Origin of the sequence: Halorubrum ezzemoulense (assembly GCF_004126515.1) — an archaeon.
GTDB lineage: Archaea > Halobacteriota > Halobacteria > Halobacteriales > Haloferacaceae > Halorubrum > Halorubrum ezzemoulense.
This window is the reverse complement of the sequence record NZ_CP034940.1, coordinates 214,861-228,765: the sequence shown is the minus strand read 5'-3', so window position 1 is coordinate 228,765 and position 13,905 is coordinate 214,861. Positions and strand designations below refer to the sequence as shown.

Genomic DNA, 13,905 nt, shown 5'->3' with positions numbered 1-13,905 from the left:
GCCCTCCGTCGGATCCGGCGCCACCGCCGGGTCCGAATCGGTCTGGCGTATCGCGAGGCGTAGATGTTCGACGGCGGTGGCGGTTCTCGTGGCCGCGACGGCGCTCGTCGGGGTCGTCGTCGCCGGGAGCGGCGTCGCGGCCGCCGACGGAACCGCCGAACTCGGCGCGGGCGTCGTCACCGTAAGCGAGGACGGGAGCGCCGAGTTCACCGTCGAGACCGACGGCGTCGACGCGTTCGAGGTCGTCGTCGGCAACGAGGAGGAGGTCGGATACGAACTCCGCGCCACGGTGACGCCGGACGGCGACGGCGTCACGACGCTCGTCTTCACCCACGCCGAAACCGGCGGGAGCGGCGCCCCGCTGACCGCCGCCGACGGCGGCGCGGTGGAGATCGACTACGAGACGACCCTGAGCGAGGCGATCGCTCCCGGAAGCTACGACGCGGAACTGTTCGTCGGCGGCGACCCCGCGGACGTCGCCACGCTCGTCGTCGAAGACCGAACGGGCGACGAAAGCGGGGGCGACGGAAGCAGCGGGGACGGCGCGACCGACGGCGAGTCGGCCGAGGCCGTCACGGTCACCGAGGCGGACATCGAGGCGGCCGATCTCGTCGTCGCCCCGGCGGAGACCGAGCTGAGCGTTCCGGTGACCGCCGAGGACGGCGAGACCGTGACCCTCCGGATCCGCTCTGACGGCGACGCGAGCCCGAGCTTCCTCATGACCGAAGCGGCGACGGTCGAGAACGGGACGGCTAGCGCGGCCTTCGATCTGCGTCGGACGACCCACGGAGACCGCGCGACGCTGACCGTCGGCGGGAACGAGGCGGTCAACGGGTCGGGCGCGCGCGAGGTGCTCGTCGTCGACGAGGAGATCGGATTCGAGGAACGCGACGGCGTCCTCGGCCTCGAAGCGCCCGGGTTCGGGGTCGTCGCCGGCGGGCTCGCTGTGCTCGTCGTCGCGATCGTTGCCCGGCGGCGGGAGTGAGAGCCGGGCCGAGTCACTTTTCGACCGAATCGCCCTCGGAGCCGGCGGCGTCGTCGTCTCCACGAAGCTGTCGCGGTAACAGTCCCGAGAGCAGCCGTCGGAGTATGGTGGCGGGGTCGAGGAAGTACTGCGGGAGGACGACCATCGCGGCGGCGACGACGAGCAGGCCGGCGCCGAGCGCGACCTCGCCGGCGAACAGGCGGACGACGGCGTAGTTCGCGAGCGGGAGCGCGAAGACGAGCGACGCCGCCAGCCCGATCATGTCCAGCACTCCGAGTCGCATCGACCCTCCGTTGATCCCCGGGGGGCAAAAGGGGCCCGGCCGCGACGACGGGCGGTCGAACTCCCAGATCCCGGCCGGACCCAGAACCGATATCCGTCGCCCGCCCCCAGTTCCGGTATGTTCACCGGCATCGTCGAGGGCACCGGTACGGTCCGCGAGCGGACCGAGACCGACGACGGCCTCCGGCTTCGGATCGGCGTCGACGGATTCGACGACCTCCACCACGGCCAGTCGATAAGCGTGAGCGGCGTCTGTCTGACCGTCGAGGAGCACGGGAGCGACGACGGCGGCACGACCGACGGCGGCGACTGGTTCTCGGTGTTCCTCGCGAGCGAGACGGTCGCGAAGACGTACCTCGGCGGGATCGAGGCGGGGGACGCCGTCAACGTCGAGCGCGCGATGCCCGCCGACGGGCGGTTCGACGGCCACGTGGTCCAGGGACACGTCGACACCATCGCCGAGGTGACGGGAATCGAGCGCGTCGGAGAAGACTGGCGGTTCACGTTCGCGACTCCGGAGGGACACGACGACTACCTCGTCGACAAGGGGTCCGTGACGCTCGACGGCATCTCGCTGACGGTCGCCGAGAAGCGCGCGGGCGAGTTCGACGTGGCGGTCATCCCGACGACCTACGACCTGACGACGCTCTCGGAGAAGTCGGTCGGCGACCCGGTGCACCTGGAGGTGGACGTGATCGCGAAGTACGTCGAGAACATGCTGGACGGGTACGCGGCCGACTAACTGGCGACGGACCGACCCGTCCCCCTCAGTCCCCTGCGTCCTTCGCGCCCTTCACCGTCTCGCGGACGGCGTCGACGCCCTCGTCGTGGAGCAGGTCGCCGACGACGATCACGTCGCTGTGAGCGGCCATCTCGTTGGCCGACTCGTAGTCGTGGATGCCGCCGCCGTAAAAGAGCGTGGCGTCGTCTAAGGCGTCGTGAGCGGCCGCGACCTTCTCCGTGTCGCCGAACGTGCCCGAGTACTCGACGTAGACGATCTCCTGGCCGAACATGCGCTCCGCGACCTTCGCGTAGGCCGCCACGTCGTCGGCACTGAGGTCGCAGTCGGCCTCCGTCAGCTGGGCGACCGACGCCTCCGGGTTCAACACGATGTACGCCTCGGTGTGGGTCCGGGTCCAGTCGAGGTCGTCGATCCGGACCCACTCCTTGTGGGCGCCGGTTATCCAGAAGGGGCCGCCAGCGTTGAAGACGGTCGGGATCAGGTAGCCGTCGAGCGCCGGCGAGTCGATCACGACTCCCGGATTCGACGGCTCCTGGTACAGCGGCACGTCGTACTCCGCGGCGGCGTCGACCACGCGGGTCATCTTCTCCGCGGTGACGTCGAGGGTCCCACCGATCTCGATCGCGTCCGTCCCGGTCCGGCAGACGTCCTCGAAGGTCTCGCCCGCCCGGAGGTCCTTGTCGGGGTCGACCTTCAGCACGTGGTCCCAGTCGTCCCACGGGTTAGTCATCGGCCGAGACTCCACCGGGCGAGAACAAAAAGGTGCGGAAGCTATCCCGCCCCGGAGCCCCGAGCCGCGCCGCGCGGGAGGGCGGGGGCCTCACAGCAGGTCGTCGATCTCGTCGTTCTCGAACGCGGCCGCCGGGTCGGGCTTCTCCTCGCGCTCGTCGCGGACCGCCTGCCGAGCGCGCTCCAAGAACGCCTCGACGCGCTGCGAGCGCTCGACCCCCGCGAGGAGGACCAAGGCGGCGATCCGGTCGGAGTCGAGCGGGAAGTCGCCGCCCCGGACCTGCATCGACCCCGTCTCCTCCTGAAGCCACTTCCGCGCCTTCTCCGCGCCCTTCCGGGAGATCCGGTCCGGGTCGCCGGCGACCGCGACGAGGGCGGCGTCGGCGTCGGTGGCGCTCGGCAGCGACAGCCCGGTCATCACCGAACTCCGGACCGCGCTCGTCACGGTGTTGACGTTCTCTTGCGGGTCCTCGGCGGCGGGCGCCGACGCGAACCCGACCGCGGCCATCCCGCCCGCCCGGAGCGTGTTGATCACCTCGCTCGTGTCGACGACGGACTCGGCGACGCCCTCGACCGCCTCGCCGGCGGCGAGGACGAGCCCGATCCGCTTCGCCATCGAGGCGTTGATCGCCTCGTAGCCGCCCTCGACGGACTCGCCCGCCGAGCGCCACGCGTCGTTGTCGAGCAGGATCGTCGCGTCTGACTCGCGGACCAGCGTCTTGAGCGACCGGCCGGCGTTCACCTGATACATCGTCCCCTCGTCGCGACCGGGGAGGACGCCGATGGCGTACACCGGTACGTCGTACACCCGGTTCAGCTCGCGGACGAGGACCGGCGCGCCGCCGGAGCCCGTCCCGCCGCCGAGGCCGGCCACGACGAATACCGCCTCGGCCTCCGCGGTGACCTTCGGGGCGAGCGCGTCCAACACCTCGACCGCGTCTTCGTCCATCACTTCGGCGCCGAGTTCGTTGTCGCCGCCGACGCCGTGACCGTTGACACGCGACTGCCCGACGAGGACCGTTTCGAGCGGGAGGGGGTCGAGGTCGGCCGCGGCGGTGTTGACAGCGATCGCGTCGAGGACCGCGCCGTAGCCGGCGTCGGCGTCGAACTCCGCGAGGGCGGTCGTGAGCTTGCCGCCCGCCTGTCCGACGCCGAGGAGGACTGCTTTCATGCCCAGACGTACCGGTTCCCCCGATAATATCCTTTCCCCGACGTTTAAGAGTGAGACCGTGGGCAACAGGCCGCATGACCGACCACGCGCGGGGCGCGGAGCCGACGGACGCGGAAACGGACGCGACGCCGACGGGAGCGGACGGACCGGACGACCGGATCGAGTCTCGGCTCCGCGCCGTCGAGCGCGCGGTGACCGGGAGCGAGGCGCGGCCGGTCGACGCCGCCGCGGACGCAGAGGCGACGGCCGAGCGCGAGCGACTCGAGTCGCGGCTCGACGACCTCGAGGAGCGCGTCGCGGAGTTGGAGGCGGCGACGCAGGCGGTCCGCGGCTACGCCGGAGCGATCCGGGCCGTCAACCGCGAGGTCGAGCGCCGGGCCGACCTCGCGCTCGCGAGAGCGACCGAGGCCGGGCGGGAGAACGAGCGGAGCGGCGGCAGTGTCGGCCGCGAGAGCAGTGCGAGCGACGGGCAGCGGGCCGACGACACCGTTCCGTCGGAGGGCGCCCTCGACGCCGCCCTGCCGGACGATCGCTCGCGGTCCGGACCGCGTACCGGCGGCAGCGGAACCGACGAGGCCGCCGGGGACGGCGACGGCGGGGCGTGGGCGACGGACGCGCTCGACCGCCTCCGGGAGTCGCTGTGAGCGAGCCGTGATCCGCGTGGCCCTCACCGTCCTCGTGGCAGTCGCGCTGCTGACGGCGTCGATGCCCGCGATCGAGACGGCCCGGACCGCGACGACGGCGGACCGGATCGGCGCCGAGGCGGACCGTCTGGAGCGGGCGATCGGCGGCGTAGTCGCCGGATCGTCGCCCGTAGACGACCCCGCCCTGGCGGCGCAGGCGACGGTGCGTTTCCGGGTCCCGACTGGGTTCGCCGCGGCGGAGGTCGACCGCGTCGCGCTCGTCGAGCCGCCGGACAGGCCGGGCGGCGTCGTGCTCGCGTACCGCGTCGAGGACCGGCCGAAGCGCACGGTCCGCGTCGGAACGGGACCGGTGGAGGTGACTGTCGATCTCGGCGGCGGACCGATCGAACTTCGCCCGGGCGGGACGAACCGCATTCGGCTCCGGTACGTCGACGACGAGGGGCCGACGGTCCGGATCAACCGAGCGGGGTAGACCGGGGCGGAGGGACGCGACGGCGCGGGACAGAATAGATTACGACAGGGCAGACCGGGACGACGCGGATCGTTTCGAGACGCGGCGGAACGGAACGGCGGGACGGCCGACGACTTATATATCAAACCGCGGGCACGCCCGTCATGAACCTCGGTATCACCGATCAACTCGCCGACGGGGCCGGCGAGACGCCGCTCCGAGCGCTCCCGTGGGTCGACGAGGACCGCGACGAGTGTCGGTGCGAGCCGGCGTTTCGCGAGCCCGTGGGAACTGGCGTCGAGGACAGGGTTATACTCGACGTCGACGCCGGCGCGTGTCCCGGACGCGGCGACCTCGCCGCGAGCGCCGACTGTCTCGCGACCGTCGTGGAGGCGCTCGGCGACCGCGACGCCGACGTGATCAGGACACGACACCGCGGCCGCGAGCGGTCGTACGCCGACCACGCGGCCGACCTCCTGACCGCCGCCGGACGGTTCCGCGAGCGGGTCGGGTTCCGTGAGGAGCGGCTCGCCGAACGAGTCCTCCGCGACCCGCTCGGCGCCGCGGTAGAGGCCGCCGGGCGGGCGGGCCCTACGAAGCGCATCGCGGCCGAAACGGGGCTGCTGTCGGCCGCGGAGGATCTCGGCGGCGGCGAGAACTGGCCCGAGAGCGACGGCGTTCTGAGCGATCGCCTGCGGGCCCACGTCGGTCCGACGGCCGCGACCGCACGAGTCGCGGCCTCGCCGCCGCCGGGTGCGACGCTGGTCGATCGCTGGACGGTGCCGACCGGGGCAACGGTCCGGCTCTACGACGGCGACGACTCCCTCAGGACGTACCACCTCACGCCGCCGACGGTCGATCTGGACGCCGACGCCGTAGCGACGCTGGCCGCGGCGCGAGACCGGCTGCTCGACGACCCCCGCGGCGGCGACAGGGCCCCCGGACGAGCGGTGCGGGCGGCGGCGGAAGACGGCGACCCGGTCGCCGATCTGACGGAGATCCTGCGCCGACACACGCACGGCTACGGCGTGTTCGAACACGTCTTCGCCGACGAGAGGGTGAGCGACGCGACGGTGACGGCGCCGGTCGCGGAGAACCCGCTCCGCGTCGTGCTCGACGGGGAGCGGTGCCGGACGAACGTGCGGCTCCCCCCGGAAGGGGCCGCCACGCTCGCGTCGCGGCTCCGCCGGTCGAGCGGTCGGGCGTTCTCGCGGGCCACGCCGACGCTCGACGCGACGATCGAGTCCGAAACCGGTCGGGTCAGGGTCGCCGCGGTCACGGCCCCAGCCAGCGACGGGCTCTCGTTCACGTTCCGACGCGGGGATCCGGAGGCGTGGACGCTCGCGCGACTGGTGTCCGTCGACACCCTCACGCCCGCGGCGGCCGGGCTGTTGTCGGTGGCCGTCGAACGCGGGGTAGCGGGGCTTATCGCGGGCGGCCGGGCAGCCGGGAAGACGACCGCGCTCGGCTCACTGCTGTGGGAATTGCCCGCGGAAACGAGGGCGATCGCAATCGAGGACACGCCGGAACTCCCGGTAGACGCTCTCGCGGACGCCGGGCGAGACGCGCAGCGACTCTGCGTCGGTGACGGGGCCGAACTCGCCCCGGCGGACGCCGTTCGGACGGCGCTCCGGATGGGCGGCGGCGCGATAAGCGTCGGCGAGGTGCGCGGCGAGGAGGCGCAGGCGCTGTACGAGGCGATGCGTGTCGGTGCCGCCGGCGAGACGGTGCTGGGGACGATTCACGGCGAAGACTCGGCCGGGGTGGAGGAACGCGTCGTCACCGACCTCGGCGTCCCCCGCTCGTCGTTCGCCGCGACCGATCTGATCGCCGTGCTCGACGACCACCGCGTGGAGTCGATCGTCGAGGTCGGCGACCGCGACGGCGGCGTGAGCTTCGATCCGCTGTTCGAGCGGACCGAACGGGGACTCGTCGGCACGGGTCGGATCGACCGCGGTGAGAGTCGACTCGTCGAGGCGCTCGGGGGGACGAACGAATCGTACGCGGCGGTTCGGGAGGTCATCGATCGGCGGAGCGACCGGATCCGCGAGGCGGTTCGGGCGGGACGCGTTTCGCCGGCGCGGTACGTCAGGGGAGACGTATCCGGCGATCCGAGCGGAGACGTGGGAGCCCCGGCCGATCGACCACGCGAGGGAGGAGTGAAGCACGGAGGCGGCGCATGAACGAGGACCGGTCGAAACCGACCGAGCGATCGGCTCGTGTCGACGGAGAAGACGACGCGACCGCCTCGAAAGAACTGCGGCGGGCCGTCGCGTTTCTCGGCTGGGGCGTTTCCGCGGAGCGCGTCGTGGCGATCGGGTACCGGGCCGGCGTCGTCGTCGGGGCGGTTGTCGCCGCGGCCGCGGCGCTCGCTGCCGGCGCGGTCGTCGCCGCGCCGGCCGGACTAGCCGCCGCCGTCGGCGGCGTACACGCGGTCCACCGGGCGCCGGTGTGGCTCGCGTCGCTCCGGCGGACGCGGGCGCTGGGCGCGGCGCCGGGGCTCGTCGGGCGGCTCGTGTTGCGGATGCGGCTCGATCCCTCGACAGAGCGTGCGGTGCGGTTCGCCGGCCGGACGGGAGAGGGACCGTTGGCCGCGGCTCTCTCCCGCCACGAACGGGGCTGTGCGGACGGGCCGACGAGCGGCCTTCGAGCGTTCGCTCGCGAGTGGACTCCGTGGTTCCCGGCGATAGACCGCGCCGCCGCGCTGGTCCGGACCGCGGCGACCGCGCCGCCGGAGCGCCGCGGGCGGTGCCTCGACCGCGCCCTCGACGCGACGCTTTCGGGGACGACCGATCGGCTCGCGTCGTTCGTCGGCTCCGTCCGCGGGCCGGTCTCGGCGCTGTACGCGTTCGGCGTGCTGCTCCCGCTGGCACTCATCGCGCTCCTTCCCGCGGGCGCCGCCGCCGGCGTCGCGGTGGGTTCCGGACTCGTCGCCGGCCTGTACCTGATCGCGCTTCCGGGCGGGCTGGTGGCCGCCTCGGCGTGGCTGCTCTCCCGTCGCCCGGTGGCGTTTCCGCCGCCGCAGATCGGCGGAGACCATCCCGACGTGCCGGACCGACGCGGCCACGCGTTGGTCGTCGGCTGCGCCCTCGGTGCGGCCGCGGCCGCCGTCGCCGCGCGAGTCGTCGCGCCGTGGGCGTGGCCGGTCGCGGGGGTCGGCGTCGGAGTCGGGAGCGCGCTGTTCGTCCTCGCGCGACCCCGCCGCGCGGTGCTGTCCGAGGTCCGAGGCGTCGAGCGGGGGCTGCCGGACGCGATGACCGTGATCGGCGGAGACGTGGCGGAGGGGGTCGCGGTCGAGACCGCGGTCGCGAACGCCGGCGAGCGGCTCGACGGCGCGACCGGCGAGGTGTTCGAGCGCGCCGGTCGGCGGAGCGACACGCTGCGCGTCGGCGTCCGCGAGGCGTTTCTCGGACAGGGCGGGCCGGCCGCGGACGTGCCGTCGTCCCGGGTTCGCGGGGCGATCGCGCTGCTCTCCGTCGCCGCGCGGGAGAGGCGTCCCGCCGGCGACGTCCTGTTGGAGCTCGCCGACCAGCTGGAGTCGCTACGGGAACTCGAACGTGACGCGCGCCGCCAGCTCGCGACCGTGACGGGGACGCTCTCGAACACCGCGGCGGTGTTCGCGCCGCTCGTGGGTGGAGCGACCGTCGCGCTCGCGACCGGGATCGACGCCGCCGATGTCGGGAGCCTGGGAGCCGGAGCGGCAGCGGGCGCCGACGCGCTCGGCGGAGACGGACTGGGCGCGGAGAGCGGAGTGGCCGCTGGCGGGAGCGGGGCGGCGAGCGACGGCGCGAGGACCGGCGGAACGGCTGCCCTGTCGGTGCCGGTGCTCGGACGGATCGTGGGGACGTACGTGCTGTTGCTCGCCGCCCTCCTCACCGGGCTGGCGACCGGACTGGAGTGCGGATTCGACCGGACGTTGGTGGCCTATCGGGTCGGGATCGCGCTGCCGACGGCGACGGCCACGTTCCTCGTCGCGTTCGCCGGCGCCGGACTCCTGTTCTGAGCCCGATCGGTGGGGCAGTCGGCCCTCGATCGACCGCGACGCTCGGGGCCGATCGTTTATGTATGAAAGCGCGGCCAGCCGCGCCATGTTCGAGACGCACCTCGACGCCACGTACGCGTGGCTCGGCTTGGCCGTCGTGAGCGTCGCGGCCGTCGGCGTGGCCGCCGCGTTCCCGGCGTCGCCGCCGCCGGACGCGGACGGCGTCGCGCGCACCGTCGATTCGGTCGCGGACGGGTCGTACCCGGCGACGGCGGAGCACGGTATCGCGGCGGACAGACTCCGGCTCGCGGAGGGATCCGTCTCGCTTAGAGACGAGCGAGGGACGGCGCGGGCGACGCTCGATGCCCCGCGGATCACCCCGGTCGTCCGACCGACAGCGGGGGTGACGCCGGGCGCGGCGACGGACGCCCGGCTTCGGCGCGTCCTCGACGGCGCCCCTCCGGACGCAGCGTTCGACGATCCGGCGTCGTTCGCGGCGGCCGCCGAGCGTGCGCGAGCGGCGGACGCGAGGTGGACGACCGCACCGAGGCGGATAACGGTCCGGCGCGTACACTACGGTGACGTCCGGGTCACGCTGGTCGGGTGATCTCGCGTGTCGCGTGACTCCACGGAATCCGGCGCGTCGGCGACTCGGAACGGGCCGAGCGCGGCGTTCCCGACCGCCGACCGTGCCGCCGTTGAGCCGATCGCCGCGCTCGTCGCGGTGGTGGTCGTCGGACTCGCGTTGGGGCTATACGCCGGCGCCTTCGCGGACGCGGCGCCGGACGACCGTCGGTCGGCCGCGAAGTCGGCGCTGGACCGGGTCGAGGGGAGGGTCACCGTCGGCGGCGTCCTCGACCCGGACCGGATGCGGCGGGTCGAAGCGCCGGGGACCGCGATCGCGATCGAACTGGAGGCGGACGGCGAGCGGTGGTTGGCCGCGTCGGGGCCGGACGCGCCGGGACCGCCGGGAGTCCGGACCCCGGAAGCGGTCGCGGTCGCCGAGCGACGGGTGACGGTCCGCGTGGCGCCGGGCCGTAACGTCCGCGGAACGCTCCGGGCGGTGGTGTGGCGGTGACCAGCACCGTCCTCGACGTGACCGTGCTGCTGCTTTGCGTCTCCGCGAGCGTCGTCGCGCTCGGCGCGAGCGACGCCGGCGGCCCCGACGGCCCGACCGCGACCGACGCCGCCGACCGGCTCGTCACCGAGACCGAGACCGTGGCGTATCCCGACGAGGGCGCGCCGAACGACACCCGACGAATCCACGCGACGCGCGCGGAGTTGCTCGCGCTGGTCGCCGAACGAGTCGGTGACGGGGGCACGAAAACGGCGTTCGACCGCCGCGCGATCGACGCGGTTCACACCGGGATCGGTCCGCGGACGCGCGTCGACGTTGCCCTCGACGGGCCGACGCGGACGGCGGAGAGAGTGGGTGGGGTGCCGGAGCGATACCGGGTGCCTGGCGCGTTTCGAACGACCGAACCGGCGGCCGACTCGTCCGGATCGACCGCGGACGAGACCCGACGGGTGGTCGCCGTCGGACCGGAACCGCCGCGAGACGCCACCGTCGGGGTCGCGGTCGTCAGACAGCCGCTTCCGGCAGGAGTCGACGGCAGTGGGGAATCGGACCGACGCGGAGCGGGTGCTACGGTCCGGATCGTCGTTCGGAGGTGGTGAGCGTGAAGGGCAGCGACTCCGGTCGGGCGGGTTCCGGCCGACGGAGCCGGACGTTCGCGGTCGACGAGCGGGCGCGAGTCCCGTTCGCGCTGGTCGGCGTGCTACTGCTCGTGACGAGTTCGGCGTACGCCGCCGGACTCGCCGAGCAGGGGCTCGTCGGCGAGGACCGCCGCGTCGAACGCGCCGTCGAGCGAGTCGACGCCGACGCCACCGCCGCGCTCAGGAGCGCGGCCCGGGAGGCCGCCCACGAGGCGGCGGCGGAGCCGGTGACGCGGCCACCGAGTGGACCGGGAGCGGCGGCCAAGGCCGTCCGGGAGGGATCGGCCTTCGAGGACGCGTTCCGGATCCGACTCGCGGTCGCCGGATCGAAGGCGCTGGGTGCCGTCGAGAGCGACATCGGCACCGTGACGGCGACCGCGTCGCTACCGGCCGTCGAGTCGCCGAGCGACCTCGTCGCCGCGCGCGAGCGGGTCCGCGTCGAGCGGGTCGCCAACGGGACCGCGACGCGAGTGACGTTCGAGGGCGTCGCGACGACCGCAACCCGGAACGGGCGAACCGTCGTGAACCGGACGCGGTCCCGAACGGTCACCGTCGCGGTGCCGACGTTGGCCGCTCACGAGCGGACCGAGCGGTTCGAGCGCCGACTCAACCGCGGTCCGGTCGAGGGGCCCGGACTCGGGCGACAGGTCACGGCCAGCCTCTACGCGATGGCGTGGGCCCGGGGGTACGGGCAGTACGCCGGCGCACCGGTCGAGAACGTGGTCGCGAACCGCCACGTGGAGCTGTCGACGAACGCCGGGATCGTCCGCGTCCAGCGGGACGTGTTCGGAACGAGCGATCCCGACGCCCGCGGCGGCGTCGCGCGAGCGACCGCCCGGACCGGTGTGACCGACCTGCTGTCGCCGACCGGCGTCGACGAAGCCTCTTGGACGGACGCCGTCCTCGGAGCGCCGACGCCGACGGCGGAGACCGAGAGAGAGCGGACGGCCTCGGACGGGAACGCGGCGACGAGCGAGGACGCGGCGTTCGACTCGGCCACGGATCCGACGAGCGAGACGGCGTCGGTCGAGGTCGGGCACGCGGCCGACCGCGCCGCGACCCGCGTCCACGACGACCTCGAATCGATCGTGCGGGCGAGCCACCGAGTCGAGGCGACCCTAGAGACGGAGGCGACGCGGGTCGTCGAGGGCGGTCCCGTGAGCCCGGGTCGTCCCCGGTCGCAGCTCGGAGAGCCCTGGCGGCGGGTCGACACGTCGCGGACGGAGCGCGTCCGCGTCGCCGACGGGAGCGACCTCCGAACGGGAACCGACGGCGAGACGGTGTCGGCCGGCGAGTCGGTGTCCTTCGGCGGCGCGACTCGGGAGGTCGTCGTCGAGCGCGCAGCGACAGCGACGTGGGAGCGACGGGTCGTCGAACGGGGACCGAACGGAACGGTACAGGACGTGAGCGTCGACCGCGCCGTGACGAGCGACGAGGCGACGGACCGGTACCGCGTCCGCGTGTCGGTGACCGGGACGTACGCGCCGCGCGACGACGCCCCCGACGGGCCGACGGCGACGTTCGGCGCCGCCGACCGGGACGTTGCCGGGCCCGACCTCGCCGACACGCCGGCGGCCGCGAGGGCAGAGCTGAACGTCGAGACGGCGGGCGACGTCGATCGGATGGCTCGCGACGCCGTCGAACGGGGCGACGAGAGGCGGTCGACGGTCGTGTACGGCGACCGATCGGGCGCCGACCTAGGCCGGATCGCGGCGGACATCTCGACGCTGTCGGAGCGCGTCCGCGACCTGGAGACCGAGGCGTCGATGGCCGACGCCGCGGTCGGCGAGTCGACGCCGTACGGCGATCTCGCCGCGGCCGTGCGCGATCGACGCGACGCGCTACGCGACGCCCCGAGGCGGTACGACGGCGCGGTCGACCGGGGGCGCGTCGCCGCCCGCGTCGCGTATCTCGACGCCGTGATCGGGGAGCTCGAATCGGCGTCGGACGACAGGAAGGCGGCGTCTAACGGAGTTCTCGACCGCGTGAACGACGCGTTCGGTGGACCGCCCGTGGGCGAGGTGATCGCCAGCCGCGAGGCCGCACGCGACCCGGGGACCTACGCGGTCGGCGACGAGGGGCCCGCCGGCGCCGTCACGTTCGCTCCGGAGGGGTCGCCGGGGTATCTCCCGCGGACCGCGGTCGACGGCGAGCGCGTGGAAGGCGTCGACGGCACGACCACGAGGCCGCTCGCGGCTCGAAACGTGAACTACGCCACGCTCCCGTACAGCGACGTCTCCGGCGGGATCGCCGACCGGATTCTCGGCACCGACGACACGGTCCGTCTCGGCGTCGCCGGGCGATCGCTCCTCGCGGCCGACGAGGCCCTCGCGGCGGCCGACGACGACGACCTACGGGCCGACCGAAACGCGCTCGCCGGACGGGTTGACGCCTCGCTGGGACGCGTCGACGACGCGTTACAAGACCGGCTCGCGAAACGGACCGACCTCTCGCGCGAGCAGCGGAACGCGGTCGTAGAGAGCGTCGCGTCCGAGTACGGTTCGCTCGGCGACAGGGCCGTCGCGGTCGGCGACGGCGAGTACCCGAACCGCGTCGCGAGCGAGGCGGCCCGGGTCGGGTCGCTGTCGAGGGCCGAACGGCTCGGCCTCGCGGCGCACCTCCGGGTGGAGACGCGGAAGGCGGCGGGACGGGACGCGGTCCGCGTCCCGGCTCGCTTCGTCGACGCGACGACGACGGCGTCCCGGACGATTCGTCGAGACAGAGTCGAGTCGAAGATCGAGTCCCGCGCCCGGAAGGCGGTCGCGTCGGTGCCGGACGAGCGGGTGCCGAAGCCCGTTCGGAGCGTCGGCGCGGGACTCCCCGTCGCGCCGGTCCCCGGGTACTGGGTGGCGACGGTCAACGCGTGGAACGTTCAGGTGCGCGGAGAGTACCCGCGCTTCGCGCTTCGTGCGAACGTCGGGACGCCCGACCGCCCGTTCGAGTACGTCCGGGAAGCCGACGAGGTCAGCGTCGATGTGAACGGCGAGTCGGTCGCGCTCGGCGCGACGGAGCCGGTCGCGTTCGAGGCGCGGACGGTCGTCGTCGTCGCGGTCCCCGCCGGGCCGCCGGGCGTCGGCGACGTCGACGGGACGCGCGAGGAGACGTCCGGCGGCTGGCCGTGTCCGGGATCGCTGAGCGCGTCGCCCGGAGAGGGGGACGAGTGTACGGAGCATTGAGGGAGGGAGGGAGAACGCGGGCGGTGA

Annotated in this window: 13 protein-coding genes; 10 read left to right on the top strand and 3 right to left on the bottom strand. The window is 73.7% G+C overall.

Features of this window, described 5'->3' with window-relative positions; genetic code table 11:
• Window positions 1-76 precede the first annotated feature (76 nt).
• Window positions 77-985 (top strand): BGTF surface domain-containing protein, encoded by a 909-nt coding sequence (locus EO776_RS01040; RefSeq protein WP_241897916.1) that lies wholly within the window; start codon window positions 77-79, stop codon window positions 983-985.
• Between the two features lie 13 nt (window positions 986-998).
• Here the strand turns inward: EO776_RS01040 and EO776_RS01035 are convergent, their stop codons facing one another.
• A complete protein-coding gene (locus EO776_RS01035) occupies window positions 999-1,268 on the bottom strand; it encodes a DUF7533 family protein (protein WP_049931745.1) in 270 nt (89 codons plus the stop codon).
• A gap of 117 nt (window positions 1,269-1,385) precedes the next feature.
• On the opposite strand from EO776_RS01035, the gene EO776_RS01030 reads away from it, so the two are divergent.
• A complete protein-coding gene (locus EO776_RS01030; RefSeq protein WP_099288937.1) occupies window positions 1,386-2,009 on the top strand; it encodes a riboflavin synthase in 624 nt (207 codons plus the stop codon).
• Window positions 2,010-2,034: 25 nt separating this feature from the next.
• Here EO776_RS01030 and EO776_RS01025 read toward each other — a convergent pair whose 3' ends face one another.
• Window positions 2,035-2,739, bottom strand: coding sequence for a phosphoglycerol geranylgeranyltransferase (locus tag EO776_RS01025; protein WP_049931741.1), 705 nt, complete (start codon window positions 2,737-2,739; stop codon window positions 2,035-2,037).
• Between the two features lie 90 nt (window positions 2,740-2,829).
• Window positions 2,830-3,909, bottom strand: coding sequence for a tubulin/FtsZ family protein (locus EO776_RS01020; RefSeq protein ID WP_049931740.1), 1,080 nt, complete (start codon window positions 3,907-3,909; stop codon window positions 2,830-2,832).
• A 74-nt stretch (window positions 3,910-3,983) separates the two neighbouring features.
• On the opposite strand from EO776_RS01020, the gene EO776_RS01015 reads away from it, so the two are divergent.
• The 8 genes from EO776_RS01015 (at window position 3,984) to EO776_RS00980 (ending at window position 13,878) form a co-directional block, all read left to right on the top strand.
• Entirely contained in the window at window positions 3,984-4,553 is a 570-nt protein-coding gene (locus EO776_RS01015) for a DUF7310 family coiled-coil domain-containing protein (protein WP_086216920.1), read from the top strand.
• Between the two features lie 7 nt (window positions 4,554-4,560).
• Window positions 4,561-5,025, top strand: a complete 465-nt coding sequence (locus EO776_RS01010; protein ID WP_086216921.1) for a DUF7311 family protein — start codon at window positions 4,561-4,563, stop codon at window positions 5,023-5,025.
• 143 nt (window positions 5,026-5,168) lie between these two features.
• Window positions 5,169-7,187 carry an ATPase, T2SS/T4P/T4SS family gene (locus EO776_RS01005; protein ID WP_094580731.1) on the top strand — a complete coding sequence of 673 codons (2,019 nt, stop codon included), beginning with the start codon at window positions 5,169-5,171 and terminating at the stop codon, window positions 7,185-7,187.
• Window positions 7,184-9,007 (top strand): type II secretion system protein, encoded by a 1,824-nt coding sequence (locus EO776_RS01000; protein ID WP_129452288.1) that lies wholly within the window; start codon window positions 7,184-7,186, stop codon window positions 9,005-9,007. The genes EO776_RS01005 and EO776_RS01000 overlap by 4 nt, the downstream gene beginning before the upstream one ends.
• 85 nt (window positions 9,008-9,092) lie before the next feature.
• Window positions 9,093-9,593, top strand: coding sequence for a DUF7283 family protein (locus EO776_RS00995; protein WP_049931733.1), 501 nt, complete (start codon window positions 9,093-9,095; stop codon window positions 9,591-9,593).
• A gap of 6 nt (window positions 9,594-9,599) precedes the next feature.
• Entirely contained in the window at window positions 9,600-10,064 is a 465-nt protein-coding gene (locus tag EO776_RS00990) for a DUF7285 family protein (protein ID WP_049931732.1), read from the top strand.
• On the top strand, window positions 10,055-10,663 hold the full coding sequence (locus EO776_RS00985) for a DUF7284 family protein (protein WP_129452287.1): 609 nt from the start codon (window positions 10,055-10,057) through the stop codon (window positions 10,661-10,663). Before EO776_RS00990 ends, EO776_RS00985 begins: the two co-directional genes overlap by 10 nt.
• Window positions 10,657-13,878, top strand: coding sequence for a DUF7286 family protein (locus EO776_RS00980; RefSeq protein ID WP_094580729.1), 3,222 nt, complete (start codon window positions 10,657-10,659; stop codon window positions 13,876-13,878). Before EO776_RS00985 ends, EO776_RS00980 begins: the two co-directional genes overlap by 7 nt.
• Window positions 13,879-13,905: the final 27 nt, after the last annotated feature.

What these genes read in the sequence shown, in the direction of transcription:
- EO776_RS01015 (WP_086216920.1), top strand. Translation starts at nt 3,984, where the DNA reads ATGACCGACCACGCGCGGGGCGCGGAGCCGACGGACGCGGAAACGGAC.
- EO776_RS01030 (WP_099288937.1), top strand. Translation starts at nt 1,386, where the DNA reads ATGTTCACCGGCATCGTCGAGGGCACCGGTACGGTCCGCGAGCGGACC.
- EO776_RS01000 (WP_129452288.1), top strand. Translation starts at nt 7,184, where the DNA reads ATGAACGAGGACCGGTCGAAACCGACCGAGCGATCGGCTCGTGTCGAC.
- EO776_RS01025 (WP_049931741.1), bottom strand. Translation starts at nt 2,739, where the DNA reads ATGACTAACCCGTGGGACGACTGGGACCACGTGCTGAAGGTCGACCCC.
- EO776_RS01020 (WP_049931740.1), bottom strand. Translation starts at nt 3,909, where the DNA reads ATGAAAGCAGTCCTCCTCGGCGTCGGACAGGCGGGCGGCAAGCTCACG.
- EO776_RS01005 (WP_094580731.1), top strand. Translation starts at nt 5,169, where the DNA reads ATGAACCTCGGTATCACCGATCAACTCGCCGACGGGGCCGGCGAGACG.
- EO776_RS00995 (WP_049931733.1), top strand. Translation starts at nt 9,093, where the DNA reads ATGTTCGAGACGCACCTCGACGCCACGTACGCGTGGCTCGGCTTGGCC.
- EO776_RS01035 (WP_049931745.1), bottom strand. Translation starts at nt 1,268, where the DNA reads ATGCGACTCGGAGTGCTGGACATGATCGGGCTGGCGGCGTCGCTCGTC.